Source organism: Micromonospora sp. DT44 (genome assembly GCF_049841635.1).
Lineage (GTDB): Bacteria > Actinomycetota > Actinomycetes > Mycobacteriales > Micromonosporaceae > Micromonospora.
On sequence record NZ_JBNCKS010000001.1, the window covers coordinates 101,143 to 118,890 of the forward strand.

Below are 17,748 nucleotides of genomic sequence, written 5' to 3' on the forward strand. Positions count from 1 at the left end.
TATATTGCCGGATTGTTACATTTTCAACACCCCCTCGCCTTGCGGATGGCCTGCTCACCGCAATACGTTGCCGTCAACAACAAAACCAAGTGAAGGTTCAACCTTCCGGAGGCAACCGATGACGTTGGCGAGGTGGTACGAGCGATGAGCGACGTGCCGACCCTCCTTGAGATGCGTTCCATCACCAAGGAGTTCCCCGGAGTCAAGGCCCTCTCCGACGTCAACCTGGTGGTTCGCGCCGGCGAGATCCATGCCATCTGCGGCGAGAACGGTGCGGGCAAGTCCACGCTGATGAAGGTGCTCAGCGGGGTCTACCCGTACGGCAGCTACGCCGGCCAGATCGTCTACCAGGGGTCGGAGAGCAAGTTCTCCGACATCCGGGCGAGCGAGAACGCCGGAATCGTGATCATCCACCAGGAGTTGGCGCTCATCCCCGGGATGTCGATCGCCGAGAACATCTTCCTCGGCAACGAACCGCGCAAGCGGGGCGCGATCGACTGGAAGGCCGCCAACCGGATGGCGCTGGACCTGATGGCCCGGGTCGGTCTGGAGGAAGACCCGGACACCCTGGTCAAGGACATCGGCGTCGGCAAGCAGCAGCTCGTGGAGATCGCGAAGGCGTTCGCCAAGGACGTGAAGCTGCTCATCCTGGACGAGCCGACGGCCGCGCTGAACGAGGCCGACTCCCGGCACCTGCTGGACCTGCTGCGCGGCTTCCGCTCCCGCGGCATCACCTCGATCATGATCTCGCACAAGCTGAACGAGATCGAGGCGATCGCCGACCAGATCACCATCCTGCGGGACGGCAGGACCGTGGAGACCCTCGACGTCAAGGCGGACGGGGTCGACGAGGACCGGATCGTGCGGGGCATGGTCGGCCGCGAGCTGAGCAGCCGGTTCCCGGACCACACCCCGAAGATCGGCGACGTCTTCTTCGAGGTGCGCAACTGGAACGTCCGGCACCCGATCTCCGCCGAGCGGCAGGTCTGCAAGAACGAGAGCTTCGTGGTGCGCCGCGGTGAGATCGTCGGCTTCGCCGGCCTGATGGGCGCGGGCCGCACCGAACTCGCGATGAGCGTCTTCGGCCGCTCCTACGGGGTGTACGAGTCGGGCACGATCATCAAGGACGGCAAGGAGATCGTCCTGAAGTCGGTGGCGGATGCCATCGACCACGGCCTCGCGTACGTCAGCGAGGACCGCAAGGCGCTCGGCCTCAACCTGCTGGACGACATCAAGACGTCGACGGTGGCCGCCAAGCTGTCCAAGATCTCGCACCACGGCGTCCTGAGCGAGGTCGAGGAGTACCAGGCGGCCGAGTCGTACCGCAAGGAGTTGCGGACCAAGGCTCCGACGGTCGACGAGGGCGTCTCCAAGCTCTCGGGCGGCAACCAGCAGAAGGTCGTCCTGGCCAAGTGGATGTTCAGCGACCCGGACCTGCTGATCCTCGACGAGCCGACCCGCGGCATCGACGTGGGCGCGAAGTACGAGATCTACGGCATCATCCAGCGGCTCGCCGACCAGGGAAAGGGCGTCGTCGTCATTTCCTCGGAGCTGCCTGAGCTGATCGGGCTCTGCGACCGCATCTACACCGTGTTCGAAGGCGCCATCACGGGCGAGATCGCCCGTGCGGACGCGGACCCGGAAACCCTCATGAAGCAGATGACCTCGACGAAGAAGTTGGCCACCCGATGAGCCGTATCAGAGACCTTCAGAAGAACCTGTTTGGAGGCACGACCTCCAACGCCCGCCAGTTCGGGATGATCTTCACCCTGGTGGCGATCGTCCTGATCTTCCAGATCTGGACCAACGGGCTGACGCTGCGGTCGGACAACCTGATCGCGCTGTTCCAGCAGAACTCGTACATCCTGATCCTGGCCATCGGCATGCTCATGGTGATCGTCGCCGGGCACATCGACCTCTCGGTCGGCTCGGTCGCGGCATTCACCGGCATCCTGGTCGCCAAGTCGATGACCGAGTGGAATCTGCCCTGGCCCGCAGCCATCGTGTTCGGCCTCGCCATCGGCGCGGTCATCGGCGCCTGGCAGGGCTTCTGGGTGGCCTACATCGGGGTGCCGGCGTTCATCGTCACCCTGGCGGGAATGCTGCTCTTCCGCGGTGGCAACCAGTTCATCGGCAACGCGCAGAGCATCCCGGTGCCGGAGGGCTTCCGGGAGATCGGCTCGGGCTTCCTGCCCGAGTTCGGCCCGAACACCGGCTACAACAACGCGACGCTGCTGCTCGGTCTGGCCGCCGCGGTGGCGGTGGTGTGGCGCGAGATCCGGGCCCGCAACACCCGGCGGGCGATGGACGCCGACCCGGCGCCCCTGTGGATCTCGATCCTGCGGATGGCCGTCATGGTCGGGGTGATCGCCTTCGCGGCGCTGCGCTTCGCCAGTGGTCGCGTCGGCACCAGCTTCCCGATCTCGGGCATCATCCTCGTGGCGCTGGTCATCGCGTACTCCTTCTACACCCGTAACACGGCCGGTGGCCGGCACATCTACGCGGTGGGCGGCAACTCCCGGGCGGCCGAGCTGTCCGGCGTGAAGCTCAAGCGGGTCAACTTCTTCGTCATGATGAACATGTCCGTCCTGGCCGCGCTGGCCGGCATGATCTTCGTGGCCCGTTCGCAGGCCTCCGGGCCGCAGGACGGTAACGGCTGGGAGCTGGACGCCATCGCCGCTGTCTTCATCGGTGGCGCGGCCGTCGCCGGCGGCATCGGCACCATCAGCGGCTCCATCGTCGGTGGTCTGGTGATGGCCGTGCTCAACAACGGCCTCCAACTCGAGGGCGTGGGCACCGACAAGGTCCAGATCATCAAGGGCCTGGTCCTGCTGCTGGCCGTAGCGATCGACGTCTACAACAAGAGCCAGGGGCGCTTCTCCATCATCGGGAGCCTGATGCGGCCGTTCCGCCGCGAGGACTCCGCACCACCCGCCTCACCGTCGGACGCGGAGCGCGAGCCCGCCAAGGCAGCGGTGTCCGGCTGACGGCCACCGACCTCTCCACCCGTCTCACATCCAGAAAGGCAAGTCCTCACCATGCGTAAAATCTTCGGCTCGTCGGTGGTGGCCATCAGCGCCGCCGCCATGCTGGCCCTGGCCGGCTGCGGCTCCGGCCGCGACGGCGACTCCGGCAGCTCGGGTGGCGGCGACGCCAAGGGCTTCGCGGCGAACTCGCTGATCGGCGTGGCCCTGCCGGCCAAGACCTCGGAGAACTGGGTCCTCGCCGGTGACCTGTTCACCAACGGTCTCAAGGAGGCCGGTTTCCAGGCTGACGTGCAGTACGCCGGCGCGTCGACCACGGTCGCCGACCAGCAGGCCCAGATCACCGCCATGACCACCAAGGGCGCCAAGGTCATCGTCATCGGCGCGACAGACGCCGCGCAGCTGGCGACCCAGGTCGCCGCGGCGCACGCCGCCGGCGCCAAGGTGATCGCGTACGACCGCCTCATCACCAACACGCCGGACCTCGACTACTACGTCGCGTTCGACAACTTCAAGGTCGGCCAGCTCCAGGGCCAGGCCCTGCTGGACGGCATGAAGGCCAAGAAGCCGAACGGCCCGTACAACATCGAGCTGTTCTCCGGTTCGCCGGACGACAACAACGCCGGTGTCTTCTTCAACGGCGCGATGGACGTTCTCAAGCCGGAGATCGACAAGGGCAACGTCGTCGTCGCCTCGGGTCAGAAGGACGTCAAGCAGACCGCCATCCAGGGCTGGAAGGCCGAGGGTGCGCAGGCCCGCATGGACCAGCTGCTGACCTCGACCTACGGCAACAAGGAGCTGGACGGCGTCCTCTCCCCGAACGACACCCTGGCCCGCGCCATCCTGACCTCGGTCAAGGGTGCCGGCAAGCCGACCCCGATCGTCACCGGCCAGGACTCCGAGGTCGAGTCGGTCAAGTCGATCGTCAAGGGCGAGCAGTACATGACGATCAACAAGGACACCCGCAACCTGGTGAAGGAGACCATCAACATGGTCAAGGCTCTCCAGGCCGGTAACACCCCGCAGGTGAACGACACCAAGTCCTACAACAACGGCAGCAAGGTCGTCGACACGTTCCTGCTCCCGCCGGTCGCCGTCACCAAGGCCAACGCGGCCGAGGCGTACGCCAACGACCCGAAGCTCGCGCCGCTCACCAAGTAATCACCACACGGTAGGCAGCACCGCCGATGGGTCCCGGATCTCCTCTTCCGGGACCCATCGTCGTCCGCGCCCCATCGTTCACCCGGCACCGATCCGTGAAGGAGGTCTGACCGTGGCGACACCTGTGCGGTCCAGGCCAGCCGGCGCCGGTCGTACCGTCGACACCCCACTGCCCCCGGTCCCCGGTGCGAGCCAGGAGGAGATCCGACGGCAGAACCTCGGCGCAGTGCTGCGCTACGTGCACCTGCACGGGCCGACGTCGCGGGCCGAGCTGACCAGCCGTCTCGGCCTGAACCGCAGCACCATCGGCGCCCTCGCCGCCGACCTGACCGCCAGCGGTCTGGTCACCGAGGAAGCGCCGGCCACGACCCGCCGCGCCGGCCGCCCCTCCCTCGTGGTCAGCCCCCGCTCCGATCGGGTCTACGCGCACGCGCTCAGCATCGACGCGGACCGACTGCGGGCGGCGCGGATCGGCCTCGGCGGTCGCATCCTCGACCTGCGGGAGGCACCCCGTCCCGGTGGCATGTCGGCCGTCGACGCCGTCCGCCCCCTGGCCGACCTCGTGCGCGGGATGGAGCGCGGCGCCGCCTCCGACGCACTGCTGGTCGGCGGCGCGGTCGCCGTCACCGACACCACCCGCGACGCCGACGGCGGCCTGCGCATCGTCGGCGTCGAGGAGGGCCTGAGCGCCGCCCTCGAGGCCGAGCTGACCGACTGCCCAGGATTCGTGGCCGGAGATCTGGCCGACATCGCGGGCCTGGCCGAGCACATCCGGGGCGTGGCCCCCGGCATCGACGACCTCATCTACCTGCACGGCGACCTCGGCATCAGCGCCGGCATCGTGGTCGGCGGCCGACTGATGATCGGCCACCGGGGCCACAGCGGCAAGGTCGGCCACATGGTGGTCAACCCGAACGGCCTGCCGTGCGGCTGCGGCTCCCGTGGCTGCTGGGAGACCGAGATCTCCGAGGCCGCGCTGCTGCGGCACGCCGGCCGCGACCCCGACGACCGCGCCGCGGTGGCCGACGTGCTGCGCGCGGCGGCGGACGGCGACGCGACCGCCCGCGCCGCCGTCGAGCGGGTCGCCGACTGGCTCGGGTTCGGCGTCGCCAACCTGGTCAACGTGGTCAACCCGGACGCCGTGGTGTTCGGTGGCTCGCTGCGCGACATCTTCATCGCCGGGGCGGACACGGTGCGGCGGCGGCTGGACGCCATGCCGCTGCCGGCCTCCAGGGAGCATCTGCGGTTGCGGGCCGCGGCTCTCGGCCGTGACGCCGTCCTGATCGGGGCCGCCGAGTTGGCCTTCGACAAGCTGCTGGCCGATCCGCTCAACGTCGGCGTCGCCGGCCAGTCAAGTTCCGTCGACCCGGTCTAGGCGATCTCCCGCACCACGCTGGTGCCGTTGCCCGGCCGGGACTCCCAGTCCCACGACTCGTGCAGCTCCAGGCGGCCGTCGGCCCGGACCCGCACCTGCGAGACGCAGTGGCCCGAGGACGTCTGGCCCTCGACATTGAGTTGGACGTAGCGAAAGTCCAACCGGTCGCCGTCGCGGGTGCCGACGAGGCAGCCGCGACGGATGGACCCACCGGCGTACTCGGCCCAGACCTCGTCCGCCCGCTCGTGGTAGGTGAAGACCGTCTCGGTGCCGACCTCACCGGCCGCCACGTCCGTTCCGGCGGCGAACCGCCGGCCGTCCAACGAGATCCTCATGCCCGCGGACGATAGTCGATCCATCGATCCCGTACGTTCTACCGTATCTTGTACGGTAGGGCTCCGGTGTTCGGCTGTGGAAGGGGACGGGTGTGACGACGAGCGGTGCGGCGATAGTGGTGCGAGGGCTGCGCAAGCGGTACGGGGACCGGTTGGCCCTGGATGGGTTCGACTTGGAGGTGGACAGCGGGACGGTGTGTGGCCTGCTCGGCCCCAACGGGGCCGGCAAGACCACGTCGGTGCGGATCCTGTCCACACTGCTGCGCCCGGACGAGGGTCACGCCGAGGTCGCCGGGTTCGACGTGACCCGCCAGCCCGATCAGGTGCGCTACCGGATCGGCCTGGTGGGGCAGCATCCCGCGCTGGACGAGGCGCTCAGCGGCCGCCAGAACCTCGTGCTCTTCGGCCTGCTGTTCCACCTGGGCCGTCGCCGGGCCCGGCAGCGGGCGGTCGAGCTGTTGGAGCGGTTCGGCCTGGCCGACGTCGGCGAGCAGCCGGTCAGCACGTACTCCGGGGGCATGCGTCGCCGGTTGGACCTGGCCGCCGGCATGGTCCTCGCCCCCGCCGTGCTGTTCCTCGACGAACCCACCACCGGGCTGGACCCGCGCGGCCGGAGCGAGGTGTGGGAGTCGATCCGAGGGTTGGTCCGGGCGGGCACCACCGTCCTGCTCACCACCCAGCACCTGGACGAGGCCGACCAGCTCGCCGACCGGATCTCGGTGGTCGAGGCCGGGCGCATCGTCGCCGAAGGCACCCCCGACGAGCTGAAGACGCAGCTCGGCGGCGACCGGATCGAGGTGGTCGTGGGGGAGTCCGCCGACCTCGCGATCGCCGTCGCGCAGATGCGTCGGGTGGTCGTCGACGAACCGATTGTCGACGTGGACCGGCGCGCGGTCAGCGCCGGCGTGGGGCACCGGGCCGGCGCGCTCGTCGAGGTGCTGCGGGCGCTCGACGCCGCGCAGGTCACGGTGGTCGACATCGCCCTGCGGCGGCCTACCCTCGACGACGTCTTCCTGCACGTCACGGGTGGTCGGGTCACCGTGGAGGTGACCGCGTGAGCGCCACACACCCGCCCGCGACCGTGGACCTGACGCCCGGCCGGCCCGCTGCCCTGACGGACAGCGGCGCCCTGGTCTGGCGTGGCCTGGCCCGGTGGCGGCGTGACCCCGGGCCGCTGGTCGCCTCGCTCGGTTTCAACATCCTGATCGTGCTGATCTTCGCCTACCTGTTCGGCGGGGCGATGCAGGTCCCCGACGGGGGCAGCTACCGGGAGTTCCTGATGCCCGGCATGTTCGTGATGACGATGGTGTTCGGCATCAGCCTCACCACGATCGCCGTCGCCGACGATCTGGAGCGTGGGGTGACCGACCGGCTCCGTTCGATGCCGGTCGCACCACTCGCCCCGCTCGTCGCCCGCGCGGTCACCGACCTGCTCTTCGCTCTGGTCACCCTCGCGGTGCTACTGGCCACGGGCCTCGCCGTCGGCTGGCGCGTCCACGGTGGTGTCGGCGCCGCGCTGGGCGCGGTGGGACTGATCCTGCTGCTGCGCTTCGCCCTGGTCTGGGTCGGCATCTTCCTCGGCCTGGTCGCCCGGGGGCAGACGGCCGTCGTCGCCGTGCAGACCCTGGAGTTTCCGCTCGGCTTCCTCTCCAACGCGTTCGTCGCGCCGTCCACCATGCCGGCCTGGCTCGGCGCGGTGGCCGCCTGGAACCCGCTGTCGGCAACCGTCGGCGCCGCCCGGGAGCTGTTCGGCAACCCGGGCTGGGGTGGCGACTCATGGGCCGCGCAGCACTACCTCTGGTTGGCCGTGGTCTGGCCGATCGCGCTGGTGGCCGTGTTCCTGCCGCTCTCGGTGGTCCGCTACCGGCGGCTGTCCGGCTGAGGCGATCGCCGGGGCCCCCGTGGCTCCGGCGATCACCCGCCCGGTTACGCGATCCGGCGGACCCGGCGCACCGCGAGGTAGAGCAGGAGCGCGGCGAGGGCCACGAAGATGCCCGTCTCGATGCTCTGGAACAGCCAGAACCGGTCGGCCGGCTGGTACATCTCCCAGTTGTACGCGCCCGGCCCGAGGCCCAGATCGGCACCGCAGACTCGGCCGGCCGGGCCCTTGCCGCCCGGCGGGCACTGGATGCGGGTGTTCTCCGCGACCATCGTCCCGTCTGCGTCGCGGATTCCCAGGGCGAGAACCCAGTTGCCCCGGTCGCCCTCCGGAATCCCGGCCCCCTCGATCGGGAACGTCTGGGTTTTGGCGGGCTGGTAGTGCGGTCGGGCCAGGATCTCCACCGCTGCCCGTACGCCGATGTACCCGGCCAGGGTGATGCCCATGGCGGGCAGCATCCGCTTGAAGACGGTGCCGGCGAAGATCCCGAGCGCCACGGCGAACAGGGTGTACCCGATCGGCACGATGCCCTGCAAGTCGAAGACGATCACGCCGAGTCGACCCTCGTGCGCTGCCTGGGTGAGCGGTTCGACCCACCACGACATGCCCAGTCCGTAGCCGACCGCGAGGAGCACGACCGCACCGCCGACCAGCCCGAACTTCACCAGTGCCCAGCGGGTGCGGCCGACGCCCTGGGTCCAGACGAACCGGTGGGTGCCCTGCTCCACCTCGCGAGCCACCAGCGGTGCACCCCAGAACAGGCCGACCAGCACCGGCAGGGTGATCAGCAGCACCGCCACCAGGTTCAAACTGTCGTACCGGTCGCTGAAGCGGCGCAGGCCCACCTCACAGGTCTGTGCGGCAGTCTCGCTGAGGGTCGACGGGCGTAGACACTCCGCGAGTCCGAGGTTGGCGAAGGTGTGCCGCATCGACAGGCCGATCGGCACCAGCACGGCGGCGAGCACCAGGAATCCCAGGAGGGTGTAGAACGCCAGCTTGCGGTGTTGCCGCCAGGTCAGCCAGATCATGCCGCCACCCCCCACTCGCTGTGACTGGTCTGCGCGACGCCGTCGGCCAGGTAGGCCAGGACGACGTCCTCCAGGCTGACGTCGCGGACCGTCCACGCGGGATCGGTGACGGGACCGTCGGTGCGTACCAGCAGCGTGGACTGCCGGTCGGTGTGGCTGGCCCGGACCACGTGCGCGACGCCCCCGATCGGACCGCCGTCGTGCCGCGGGCCGACGAGCTGCCGGTGCCCGGCAACCAGGTCGTCGACCGAGCCGGTGAGCTGCACCTGGGCGGCGTTGAGCACGATCAGGTAGTCGCAGACGCGCTCCAGGTCGGCCAGCAGGTGCGAGGAGAGCAGGACGGTGGTGCCGGAGTCCGCCACGCTGCCCATCAGCGACTGGAGGAACTCCCGACGGGCCAGCGGATCGAGGCTGGCCACCGGCTCGTCGAGCAGCAGCAGCCGGGGTTGTTTGGCCAGTGCGAGAGCGAGCGCCACCTGGGCCCGTTGCCCGCCGGACAGTTTGCCGACCGGCTTGTCGGGCGGTATTCCGAGCTGCGCCAACCGGGTCCGGGCCAGTGCCGCGTCCCATCGCCTGTTCAGCTTGCCGCCGGCGATGACCAGCTCGGCGGCGGTGAAGTCCCGGTACAGCGGGGTGTCCTGGGCGACGAACCCGATGTCGGCCAGCCCTTCCGTGTCGCCGTACGGCGACCTGCCGAACACCCGCACCGCGCCCTCGTCGGGCTTGAGCAGCCCGACCGCCAGGTGCAGCAAGGTGCTCTTGCCCGCGCCATTGGGCCCCACCAGCGCGGCGATCCGGCCGGCCGGAAGCTGCAACGAACAGTCCCGTAGCGCCCACGTTCTGCCGTACCGCTTGCCCAGCCGGTCGGCCTCCAAGACCATCTCCATCCTCTGTCCTCTCGTACCGCTCACGCGGGTTCCTTCTGTGGGGCGTCGTCGGTGAGGGTGGCGCGCAGCGTGGTCTCCACCAGGGCGACGACGTCCTCGGCCGTGAGGCCGGCGGCCCGCGCCCGCTGCAACCACGCCACGAGGTCGTCACGCAGCTCGGCCTGGTTGGGCAGGGACGCGCCGGCCAGGGTGCGCTGGACGAACGTGCCCACCCCGGGTCGGCCGCCGACCAGACCCTCGATCTCCAACTCCCGGTACGCCTTCAGCACCGTGTTCGGGTTGATCGCCAGCGACTGGGCGACGTCCCGAACCTTCGGCAGCTGATCGCCGGGCGCGAGCAGACCGACCCGCAGCGCCTGCTTCACCTGCTGCACGAGCTGCATGTAGGTGTTCACCTTCGACCGGCTGTCGAGCACGAACTCGATCACTCGTGATGATCCTTCCTGTTGTCCTACGACAGTAGGACTAATAGACAGCTTGGTCGGGTCGGCGGCGTCTGTCAAGCGCGAAGGGACCGTGGCACCCGTGGGCCACCGACTGGCACCGACGGGTCAACCGCCCGGGAAGGGAACATGCACGCGATCCGTACTCGAGGGGGAGGTGCTCGATGGTCACCAACGACCTCCGGGCGACGACGGCGACACCGCTGCAGATCGCCCGCGCCCGGGGCCGGGTACGCGGACGGCTGATCCTGCTCGGCCCGGCGTTCGTCGCCGCCGTGGCGTACGTCGACCCGGGCAACTTCGCCACCAACTCGGCGGCCGGCGCCCGCTACGGGTATCTGTTGGTCTGGGTCGTGGTGGTGGCCAACCTGATGGCCATGCTGGTGCAGACTCTCACCGCCAAGCTGGGCCTGGCCACCGGCCGCAGCCTGCCGGAGCTGTGCCGCGAGCGCCTGCCCCGCCCGCTCAACCGGATGATGTGGGTGCAGGCCGAGCTGGTGGCGATGGCCACCGACCTGGCCGAGGTCATTGGGGGAGCGGTCGCCCTGTACCTCCTCTTCGGCATCCCGCTGCTACCCGGCGGGCTGATCATCGGCGCTGCCGCGTTCGTCGTGCTCGCCCTGCGCTCGCGCGGGTTCCGCGCCTTCGAGATCGCCATCGCCGTGCTGCTCGGCGTCATCGTCCTGGCGTTCGCGGCCAACCTGCTCGCCGCCGGCTCCGATCCGGGCTCGGCCATGGCCGGCCTCGTGCCCCGCCTCCAGGGCACCGACAGCGTCCTGCTGGCCGCCGGCATCCTCGGGGCGACGGTCATGCCGCACGTCATCTACGTGCACTCCGCGCTGACCCGCGACCGCATCCCCGCGACCGACGACGCCGAGCGCCGTACCCTCTTCCGGGGCCAACGTACCGACGTGCTGCTCGCCCTGACGGCGGCCGGTGCGGTCAACCTCGCCATGCTGCTGATCGCGGCGGCCAGCTTCCGTGGCGGCGGCCCGGTGGGCGCCGACAGCCTGGAGGGGGTGCACGCGGGCCTGGGCGAGAGCATCGGCACGGCCGCCGCCTTCGGGTTCGCCGTCGCCCTGCTGGTCTCCGGGCTCGCCTCCACGAGCGTCGGCACCTACGCCGGCGAGGTGATCATGCAGGGCTTCCTGCGCCGCCGCGTTCCACTGCTGCTGCGCCGCCTGGTCACCCTGGCGCCCGCCGTGGCCGTGCTCGCCATCGGCCTCGACCCCACCCGCGCCCTCGTGCTGTCGCAGGTCATCCTCAGCTTCGGCATCCCGTTCGCGCTGATCCCGGTGGTCGCCTTCACCCGTCGCCGGGACCTCATGGGCAACCTCGTCAACCACCCGCTGACCACGGCAACCGCGTCCGGAGTCGCCGTCCTGGTCGTCGCGCTCAACGCCTTCCTGCTGTGGCAGGTAGTCGCCGGCTGAGCCGGCCGGGGACGTCGCCGCCGGTAGCGGCCCGCGCGACTGCTCAACTTTCAGCGGGTGGGGAGTTGTCGACGCAGCGAAACGCCGTGGTCGGATGCCGAGACGAGGCCCTACCTGCGGAGAGCGGGGGTGTGCGGCGCGGCCTCACTCCTCGCGGCGCATGACGAAGTTGTACGAGAGGATCACCAGAGCCAACGCGCCACCGAACGCGGCACCCGCGGCGATAATGGCCTCGCCCGTGCTCTGCTTGGTCGCCCAGTTGATCCAACCCGCTGCCATGCCGATCAGGCTCGCCGCCAGTACGGCGACGACCAACAGCAGCACGCGGGTGGCGACGTTGTTGCCCATCGAGGGTGTACCTCCGTGTAGACACAGTGATCCCTTGTGGATCCCGCGTCCCCCACGGGAAGGCTTCGCCTTGCTTCGCAAGATGGCAGTCGCCAGAGGTCGGTGTCAAGCGCGTGCGGCAATCACCAACAAGGTTCCGACAAGTCGGTAGGAGGGTGCGACAGGTCCCTTCGCGCAATGCGGTTTCGCCCGGGGACGGGCGGACGGGCCTACTCGTCCTCGTCTATTGGGCGGGGGCGTCGGTGCTCGGCGATGTACTTCTCTACATCAGCCTTGAGCCAGATCGAACCGACCGACAGCCGGGCGTACGGAGCCGGGAAGTGTGGCGACTGCTGGATCTGGCGGAACCGTGAGCGGCCCACCCCGAGCATCGCCAGGACCTCGCCCGCCGCGACGAGTTCGCCCGGTCCATCTGCCATGCGAACGAAGGTAGACCGCTGGTAGCAGGTCAATGTGAGCGCGCTTAAGTATGCGCGCCAGGGTTGACAGGTGGGTGACGCCTGGGGTGGGATCGATTACGCCCCGTCGGCACTTGATGTGGAGCCCAGCGGCGGCAGGTGCCCCATCCGAACCCACCCCCGGAGGCTGGAGTGGAACAGGAACAAAAGGTAGAGCGGCTGAACGATCGCGTGCGCCAGCTTGAGGCGTCTCTCCTGGATGCCCGGCGAGAGCTGTTTGATGTCCGGGGCCGGCTTGCCGCCGTTGCGCGAATGACCGATGACCTCGAAAGGGTCCAACGGGCACCCGGTGTCATCTTCGGGACGGTCAACTCGATCATTCACAGCCAGTCGTCGACCCTGCGCCGACCTGGCCGGTGGTCGCCGGTCCGCTACCACGGGGGTCAGCAGTGAGTGGCCAACGGCACGCCCCTGTCCGGCCGTTCTGGTTCTGCGCGTCCTGCGTGCATCCCTGGCCGTGCGAGCAGGCGAAAGTCGAACTCGTGGCCGACTACTCGGACGAGCCGAAGCTGCTCGGGGTGGACATGGTCGACTGCCTGACTGAGGCGAGCCGGGACCTGACCGACCTGTACTGGACCGCACCCGATCCGGTGGAGCACTACCGCCGGTTCTTGGGCTGGGTCAAGCAGGCCTTGGCCGCCCGCCGACCCCGCGACTCCGGTCACTTCCACTGGTTCTAAGCGACGTACCCCCTCGCCCGTAGGGTCGGGGCGCCGCCAGCAGGCAGTCCCCAACGACGAAAGCGACGCGACCGGCAGGGTCGGGTGCGGCCGGTCGCGGGCGGAGTTCTCCAGGCGAGGCGTCACCGGCGCGGTCAGGTGCGGCGGCCCTCGTCGCGGGTGGGGATCGCCTGACGTTGCTCCAGGGCGTCCGCCGGGTTGGCGTCGGCCGGCAGGGACGTCACCTCCTCCAGGGTGCCCGCCGGCAGCGAGCCCTGCTCGGCCAGGTCGGCCTCGGACGCCTCCGGGTCCACGTCGCCGGAGACCCGGTCCGGCGGTCCCACGTCGAACGCGTCCTGCCGCTGCTCGGCGGCGTCCGCCTCGGGGGGAGGGATCGGTTCGCCCTGTTCGTCCCGGTACGTACTCATCGAAGCCTCCTGCCCGGCGGATGTCGACATGACACCGGGCCGTTGCCTACCCGCCGCCGTCGTCCTCACGCGTGGCGTCACCACCCGCCGTGCGGTGCGGTCCGCGCAACGTCCGGACGCGGATGCGTCGGGTCCGCGCGGTTGGTCCCTGTCGCCGGCCCCGATCGGCCAGGATGGGCGGGACGGCCGGGCCGCCGGTCGCGACGAGGAGGCGGACGATGCCGGTACGCGGCTGGGTGACCCGGGGGCGGCGCGTCCGCACGACGGCGGTGGCGACTCTCGTCGCGGGCACGGCGTCGCTGGCCGTGGCCGTACCGGCGGCTCCGGCGGCGGCCGGTGCCGCGACGGCGGGCGACCCGGTGTGCGAGATCCGCGACGAGCGGCTCAACGAGATCTCCGGGATGGTCAACACCGACGACGGGTACGTCGTGATCAACGACGGTGCCGACGACGAGGCCCGCCGACGGATCTTCTTCCTCGACAAGCGCTGCGCGGTGGCGCGGGCGGTCAGCTATCCCACCCAGCCCCGGGACACCGAGGACCTGGCCGTCGGCCGGGACGGCACCCTCTGGGTGGCCGACATCGGCGACAACGACCGCAACCGCGAGACGATCGCGCTGTGGCGGCTCGCGCCGGACGCGGACCGGCCGGTGCTGTACCGGATGACGTACCCGGACAATCCGCACGACGCGGAGGCGCTGCTGATCGACGCGCCCGGCCGGCCGCTGATCATCACCAAGGGTGGCAGCGGCACCGTCGTCCTGTACGCCCCGACCACCGCGCTGAAGCCGGGCGCCACCACGCCGTTGGCCTCCGTGGGCAAGGTGGTCCTGCCGTCCACCACGACCAGCAATCCGTACTCGTTTCTCGGCCGGAGCGTCGTGACCGGCGCGGCGAGCGCGCCGGACGGCCGCCGGGTGGTGCTGCGCAGCTACGCCGACGCGTTCGAGTACGACGTGACCGGCGGCGACCTCGTCGGCGCGCTGACCTCAGGCACCCCACGGAGCACGCCACTGCCGGACGAGCCGCAGGGCGAGTCGATCACCTACAGCCGTGACGGCCGGTCGCTGCTCACCGTCTCCGAGTCCGCCGACCAGCCGGCCGGCAGCCGACCGACGATCCTGCGGTACCCCGCGACGGTGGCCCCCGCCGCTCATCCCGCGGAGTCCACCACGGCGGCCCCGCCGTCGCCCGCCGCGGCCAGCCCGGCGGCGCAGGCGGCCGGTATCGGCGGCGGTCAGGTGTGGTCGCTGGCGGCCGGCGCCGGGACGCTGCTGGCGCTGCTCGCCGTGGCCGGACTGCTGTGGCGGCGGCACACCGACCGACGCTGACGGGCGGCTGACCGTCGCCGACCGGTGGTGACGTCGGGCGGGCGGGTGCCGCACCGTGAGCCGGCGGATCGGCGCGGTGCGGGAGGATGGGTGGATGTCCGTGCTGTCCGCGCTACGCCACCCGATCGTCGCCGCCCCGATGGCCGGCGGCCCGTCCACGCCGGATCTCGTGTCGGCGGTCTCCGCTGCCGGGGGACTCGGGTTCCTGGCCGCCGGCATGATCGACACCGGCCGGCTGGTCGCCGACATCGCCGCGGTGCGCGCCCGTACCGACCGGCCGTTCGGGGTCAACGTCTTCCTCCCCGGTGACGGGCGGGTCGACGAGGCCGCCGTCTCGGCGTACGCGCGGCGGCTCGCGCCGCAGGCCGAGCAGTTCGGGGTGACGCTCGGCGATCCGGTGGGCGGGGACGACGCGTACCCCGAGAAGCTGGCCGCGCTCCTCGCGGACCCGGTGCCGGTGGTGTCCTTCGCGTTCGGACTGCCCGACCGCGCCGCCGTGACGGCGTTGCGGGAGCGCGGCACCGAGGTGTGGGCGACGGTCACCCGACCGGACGCCGCCACCGCCGCCGCCGACCTGGGCGTTGACGCCGTCATCGTGCAGGGCACGGAGGCCGGCGGGCACCGCGGCGGTCAGCCGGATGACGACGACTACGCGCTGCTGCCGCTGCTGCGGCTGGCCGTCGGATGTGGCCGTCCGCTGGTGGCGGCGGGCGGGATCGCCGACGGCCCCGCGCTGGCGGCGGCGCTGGCCGCCGGGGCGGTCGCGGCGCAGGTCGGTACGGCGTTCCTGCGCTGTCCGGAGGCGGGCAGCTCGCCGTTGCACCGCGCGGCGGTGGCCAGCGTCGCCCCGACCGCGCTGACCCGGGCGTACACCGGCAAGCGGGCCCGTGGCGTGGTCAACGACTTCCTGCGGACGCACGACGGGCAGGCGCCGGTCGGCTACCCGCAGGTGCTGCACCTGACCCGTCCGCTGCTCGCCGCCGCCCGGCGTGACGGCGACGCCTCAGTGGCGAACCTGTGGGCCGGGCAGGCGCACCCTCTCGCCCGGGACGTGCCGGCGGCCGAGCTGGTCGCCGAGCTGAGCACCGCCGCCCGGGTGGCGCTGACGGAGGCCGTCGAGCGGGCGGGCCGCTGGGGCTGAGCCGGCCTCCGGCCCCGGAGTCTGCTGGCCACCCGTTAGAGTCTCGCCGTGATCGAGATCGGCGCGCACGTCGACCTGTCCCACCCGTCCGACCGGGTCTGGCTCGCACTGACGGACCGGGAACTGCTCGGCCGCTGGTTCGCCGAGGCGGACATGGTGGAGGGAGTACCGGACCGGCTGGTGCTGCACACGGCCGACCTGCCCGGCTTCGACGCCGACGTCGAGGTCGAGGTGACCGAGCGGCAGGTGCCGGAACTGCTGGCGTTGCGCTGCGACGAGGCGGGCCGGCTCACCGAGCTGACCTGCACCGTCACCGCCACCAGAGAGGGCAGTCGGCTGGCCGTGCGGGAGGTGCCGACCCACGGCGCCTGGTCGGACGAGCAGCGCGACGCCCGCGAACAGCAACTGCGTCAGGCGCTCACCGTGCGTCTACCGGCCATTCTGGACTGGCTCGCGTTCCAGCAGGTCGACCTGCGCCGAGGCGAGGCCGGGCTGACCACCGAACTGCCGGTGATCGCGGCGACCGGCCCGGCTCGGCGTCGTCGGCGGACGGTCGTCGTCGGGCTCGTCGGGGTGCTGCTGGCGGCGGGGGCGATAACGTGGCTGACGCTGCCGGACGAGTCGAACCCGGTGACCGCGCCCACCTCGTCGCCGACACCGACGCCACCGCAGCCGAGCGTCGTGGCGGCGGCGCCGACCACACAACCCAGGGCCACGGCCTCCGCACGCCCGTCGCGCACCGCGACGCCGACCAGCGCCCGTCCGACGCGTACCCCGTCGGCGAAGCCGTCGCCCACCCCCACTCCCACCGGGCCGCCGCCCCCGCCCCCGCTGGTCGCGCGGTACGACACCGCCTCCAGTCGGCTGTTCGGCTACACCGGGGAGGTGGTGGTGGACAATCCGGGGCCCGCCCCCGTCGAGCAGTGGGTCGTGGTGGTGACCCTGGCCGAGGGCAGCAGCGTGGACGACGTCGACGGGGCGGACTCGTCCCGGGACGGGCAGGCGCTCACCTTCACCGGCGCGGCCCTGCCGGCCGGCGGATCGCGGACGATCCGCTTCGACGTCCGCGACAGCCGACCCAAGGCCCGTGAGCCGGAGGGGTGCACGGTGGGCGGCAACCCCTGCGCGGGGTTCTGACTAGGCTCCTGACGCATGGCACTGCTGCACCGGGCGACACTGCGCCCCACGAAGCTCGAACTGCTGACGACCTGGCTGCCCGGCCGACCCTGGTACCGGGGACCGGCCGGCGTCGAGGTGGTGAGTCGAGGGGCGTACCGCTTCGACGATCCGGACGGTGAGGTCGGCATGGAGACGATGCTGGTCGCCGCCGCCGACGGGCCCGTCCACCAGGTGCCGCTGACCTACCGCGCCGCGCCGCTCGACGACGCCGACGAGTGGCTGGTCGGTACCACCGAGCATTCGGCGCTCGGCCGCCGCTGGGTGTACGACGCCTGCGCCGACCCGGTGTACGCGGCGGCGCTGACCCACGCCGTCCTGAGCGGCGCCGGTCAGGCGGAGCAGTACTTCGTCATCGACGGTCGGCGCGAGGTGCGACCGCCGGCGATGACGATCGACGTCGACGTCGACGTCGACGTCGACGTCGACGGCGGCGGGGGCGGCGGCGGGGACGTGCCGGCGGTCGGCGCGGTCCGGCAGGTCGTCGACGAGGACGACACCGTCATCGTCACCGACGCGGTCGAGCTGGTCGTCGTTCGCCGGCCGGTCGCCGGGGTGGGCGAGGTTCGGGGCGTCACCCTGCGCGGTTCCTGGGACGGGCAGCCGACGACCGTGCCGCTGGCGTACGTCCGCACGCGTTAGACGGCGGTGGGCGGCCCGGTCGACCGGGCCGCCCACCGCG

At 71.1% G+C, this 17,748-nt stretch carries 20 protein-coding genes; 12 read left to right on the forward strand and 8 right to left on the reverse strand.

The window, feature by feature from the left end; translation table 11 throughout:
- The first annotated feature begins 144 nt into the window (after window positions 1-144).
- From mmsA to ACLQ25_RS00455, 4 genes are all read left to right on the forward strand, one after another.
- The gene (gene mmsA / locus ACLQ25_RS00440; RefSeq protein WP_425727999.1) at window positions 145-1,692 is read left to right on the forward strand and encodes a multiple monosaccharide ABC transporter ATP-binding protein; all 1,548 of its coding nucleotides are present in this window, start codon (window positions 145-147) and stop codon (window positions 1,690-1,692) included.
- Window positions 1,689-2,987 carry a multiple monosaccharide ABC transporter permease gene (gene mmsB, locus ACLQ25_RS00445; protein ID WP_425728001.1) on the forward strand — a complete coding sequence of 433 codons (1,299 nt, stop codon included), beginning with the start codon at window positions 1,689-1,691 and terminating at the stop codon, window positions 2,985-2,987. Before mmsA ends, mmsB begins: the two co-directional genes overlap by 4 nt.
- 51 nt (window positions 2,988-3,038) lie before the next feature.
- Window positions 3,039-4,145 (forward strand): substrate-binding domain-containing protein, encoded by a 1,107-nt coding sequence (locus ACLQ25_RS00450; protein ID WP_425728003.1) that lies wholly within the window; start codon window positions 3,039-3,041, stop codon window positions 4,143-4,145.
- Between the two features lie 112 nt (window positions 4,146-4,257).
- On the forward strand, window positions 4,258-5,520 hold the full coding sequence (locus ACLQ25_RS00455; protein WP_425728005.1) for an ROK family transcriptional regulator: 1,263 nt from the start codon (window positions 4,258-4,260) through the stop codon (window positions 5,518-5,520).
- Here ACLQ25_RS00455 and ACLQ25_RS00460 read toward each other — a convergent pair.
- The gene (locus tag ACLQ25_RS00460; RefSeq protein WP_425728007.1) at window positions 5,517-5,855 is read right to left on the reverse strand and encodes a hypothetical protein; all 339 of its coding nucleotides are present in this window, start codon (window positions 5,853-5,855) and stop codon (window positions 5,517-5,519) included. The genes ACLQ25_RS00455 and ACLQ25_RS00460 overlap by 4 nt on opposite strands.
- Window positions 5,856-5,947: 92 nt before the next feature.
- Here ACLQ25_RS00460 and ACLQ25_RS00465 point away from each other — a divergent pair, with 92 nt between their 5' ends.
- Window positions 5,948-6,913: an ATP-binding cassette domain-containing protein gene (locus tag ACLQ25_RS00465; protein WP_425728009.1), complete on the forward strand. Its 966-nt coding sequence runs from the start codon at window positions 5,948-5,950 to the stop codon at window positions 6,911-6,913.
- Window positions 6,910-7,737 (forward strand): ABC transporter permease, encoded by an 828-nt coding sequence (locus ACLQ25_RS00470; RefSeq protein ID WP_425728011.1) that lies wholly within the window; start codon window positions 6,910-6,912, stop codon window positions 7,735-7,737. The genes ACLQ25_RS00465 and ACLQ25_RS00470 overlap by 4 nt, the downstream gene beginning before the upstream one ends.
- A 44-nt stretch (window positions 7,738-7,781) precedes the next feature.
- On the opposite strand, the gene ACLQ25_RS00475 is transcribed toward ACLQ25_RS00470, so the two are convergent.
- Genes ACLQ25_RS00475 through ACLQ25_RS00485 form a run of 3 tightly spaced genes read right to left on the reverse strand, consistent with a single transcriptional unit; the run spans window position 7,782 to window position 10,077 of the window.
- Complete coding sequence (locus tag ACLQ25_RS00475; RefSeq protein WP_425728013.1) at window positions 7,782-8,762, reverse strand: ABC transporter permease; 981 nt, start codon at window positions 8,760-8,762, stop codon at window positions 7,782-7,784.
- Window positions 8,759-9,649: an ABC transporter ATP-binding protein gene (locus tag ACLQ25_RS00480; protein ID WP_425728015.1), complete on the reverse strand. Its 891-nt coding sequence runs from the start codon at window positions 9,647-9,649 to the stop codon at window positions 8,759-8,761. Before ACLQ25_RS00480 ends, ACLQ25_RS00475 begins: the two co-directional genes overlap by 4 nt.
- Before the next feature lie 20 nt (window positions 9,650-9,669).
- The gene (locus ACLQ25_RS00485) at window positions 9,670-10,077 is read right to left on the reverse strand and encodes a GntR family transcriptional regulator (protein WP_355050404.1); all 408 of its coding nucleotides are present in this window, start codon (window positions 10,075-10,077) and stop codon (window positions 9,670-9,672) included.
- A 179-nt stretch (window positions 10,078-10,256) separates the two neighbouring features.
- Between ACLQ25_RS00485 and ACLQ25_RS00490 the strand changes: the two genes are divergently transcribed.
- Window positions 10,257-11,525, forward strand: coding sequence for an Nramp family divalent metal transporter (locus ACLQ25_RS00490; RefSeq protein WP_425728018.1), 1,269 nt, complete (start codon window positions 10,257-10,259; stop codon window positions 11,523-11,525).
- 144 nt (window positions 11,526-11,669) lie between these two features.
- On the opposite strand, the gene ACLQ25_RS00495 is transcribed toward ACLQ25_RS00490, so the two are convergent.
- The 3 genes from ACLQ25_RS00495 to ACLQ25_RS00505 form a co-directional block, all read right to left on the reverse strand.
- Complete coding sequence (locus ACLQ25_RS00495) at window positions 11,670-11,873, reverse strand: hypothetical protein (RefSeq protein ID WP_425728020.1); 204 nt, start codon at window positions 11,871-11,873, stop codon at window positions 11,670-11,672.
- A gap of 209 nt (window positions 11,874-12,082) precedes the next feature.
- Window positions 12,083-12,292, reverse strand: coding sequence for a helix-turn-helix transcriptional regulator (locus ACLQ25_RS00500; RefSeq protein WP_425728022.1), 210 nt, complete (start codon window positions 12,290-12,292; stop codon window positions 12,083-12,085).
- A gap of 96 nt (window positions 12,293-12,388) precedes the next feature.
- A complete protein-coding gene (locus ACLQ25_RS00505) occupies window positions 12,389-12,610 on the reverse strand; it encodes a hypothetical protein (protein ID WP_425728024.1) in 222 nt (73 codons plus the stop codon).
- A 203-nt stretch (window positions 12,611-12,813) separates the two neighbouring features.
- Here ACLQ25_RS00505 and ACLQ25_RS00510 point away from each other — a divergent pair, with 203 nt between their 5' ends.
- Window positions 12,814-13,011, forward strand: coding sequence for a hypothetical protein (locus ACLQ25_RS00510; protein WP_425728026.1), 198 nt, complete (start codon window positions 12,814-12,816; stop codon window positions 13,009-13,011).
- Between the two features lie 134 nt (window positions 13,012-13,145).
- Here ACLQ25_RS00510 and ACLQ25_RS00515 read toward each other — a convergent pair whose 3' ends face one another.
- Window positions 13,146-13,418, reverse strand: coding sequence for a hypothetical protein (locus tag ACLQ25_RS00515; RefSeq protein ID WP_425728028.1), 273 nt, complete (start codon window positions 13,416-13,418; stop codon window positions 13,146-13,148).
- 218 nt (window positions 13,419-13,636) lie between these two features.
- Here ACLQ25_RS00515 and ACLQ25_RS00520 point away from each other — a divergent pair, with 218 nt between their 5' ends.
- From ACLQ25_RS00520 to ACLQ25_RS00535, 4 genes are all read left to right on the forward strand, one after another.
- Complete coding sequence (locus tag ACLQ25_RS00520) at window positions 13,637-14,749, forward strand: hypothetical protein (RefSeq protein WP_425728030.1); 1,113 nt, start codon at window positions 13,637-13,639, stop codon at window positions 14,747-14,749.
- Between the two features lie 94 nt (window positions 14,750-14,843).
- Window positions 14,844-15,890 carry an NAD(P)H-dependent flavin oxidoreductase gene (locus ACLQ25_RS00525; protein WP_425728032.1) on the forward strand — a complete coding sequence of 349 codons (1,047 nt, stop codon included), beginning with the start codon at window positions 14,844-14,846 and terminating at the stop codon, window positions 15,888-15,890.
- Window positions 15,891-15,938: 48 nt separating this feature from the next.
- Window positions 15,939-17,027 (forward strand): cellulose binding domain-containing protein, encoded by a 1,089-nt coding sequence (locus tag ACLQ25_RS00530; RefSeq protein ID WP_425728034.1) that lies wholly within the window; start codon window positions 15,939-15,941, stop codon window positions 17,025-17,027.
- Between the two features lie 15 nt (window positions 17,028-17,042).
- Entirely contained in the window at window positions 17,043-17,708 is a 666-nt protein-coding gene (locus tag ACLQ25_RS00535) for a CG0192-related protein (RefSeq protein ID WP_425728035.1), read from the forward strand.
- Window positions 17,709-17,748: the final 40 nt, after the last annotated feature.

Bases quoted from the DNA above. Each gene is read 5' to 3' on its own strand.
- mmsA (WP_425727999.1), top strand. From the start codon at position 145: ATGAGCGACGTGCCGACCCTCCTTGAGATGCGTTCCATCACCAAGGAG.
- mmsB (WP_425728001.1), top strand. From the start codon at position 1,689: ATGAGCCGTATCAGAGACCTTCAGAAGAACCTGTTTGGAGGCACGACC.
- ACLQ25_RS00450 (WP_425728003.1), top strand. From the start codon at position 3,039: ATGCGTAAAATCTTCGGCTCGTCGGTGGTGGCCATCAGCGCCGCCGCC.
- ACLQ25_RS00460 (WP_425728007.1), bottom strand. From the start codon at position 5,855: ATGAGGATCTCGTTGGACGGCCGGCGGTTCGCCGCCGGAACGGACGTG.
- ACLQ25_RS00475 (WP_425728013.1), bottom strand. From the start codon at position 8,762: ATGATCTGGCTGACCTGGCGGCAACACCGCAAGCTGGCGTTCTACACC.
- ACLQ25_RS00480 (WP_425728015.1), bottom strand. From the start codon at position 9,649: ATGGAGATGGTCTTGGAGGCCGACCGGCTGGGCAAGCGGTACGGCAGA.
- ACLQ25_RS00490 (WP_425728018.1), top strand. From the start codon at position 10,257: ATGGTCACCAACGACCTCCGGGCGACGACGGCGACACCGCTGCAGATC.
- ACLQ25_RS00495 (WP_425728020.1), bottom strand. From the start codon at position 11,873: ATGGGCAACAACGTCGCCACCCGCGTGCTGCTGTTGGTCGTCGCCGTA.
- ACLQ25_RS00500 (WP_425728022.1), bottom strand. From the start codon at position 12,292: ATGGCAGATGGACCGGGCGAACTCGTCGCGGCGGGCGAGGTCCTGGCG.
- ACLQ25_RS00515 (WP_425728028.1), bottom strand. From the start codon at position 13,418: ATGAGTACGTACCGGGACGAACAGGGCGAACCGATCCCTCCCCCCGAG.
- ACLQ25_RS00520 (WP_425728030.1), top strand. From the start codon at position 13,637: ATGCCGGTACGCGGCTGGGTGACCCGGGGGCGGCGCGTCCGCACGACG.
- ACLQ25_RS00525 (WP_425728032.1), top strand. From the start codon at position 14,844: ATGTCCGTGCTGTCCGCGCTACGCCACCCGATCGTCGCCGCCCCGATG.
- ACLQ25_RS00535 (WP_425728035.1), top strand. From the start codon at position 17,043: ATGGCACTGCTGCACCGGGCGACACTGCGCCCCACGAAGCTCGAACTG.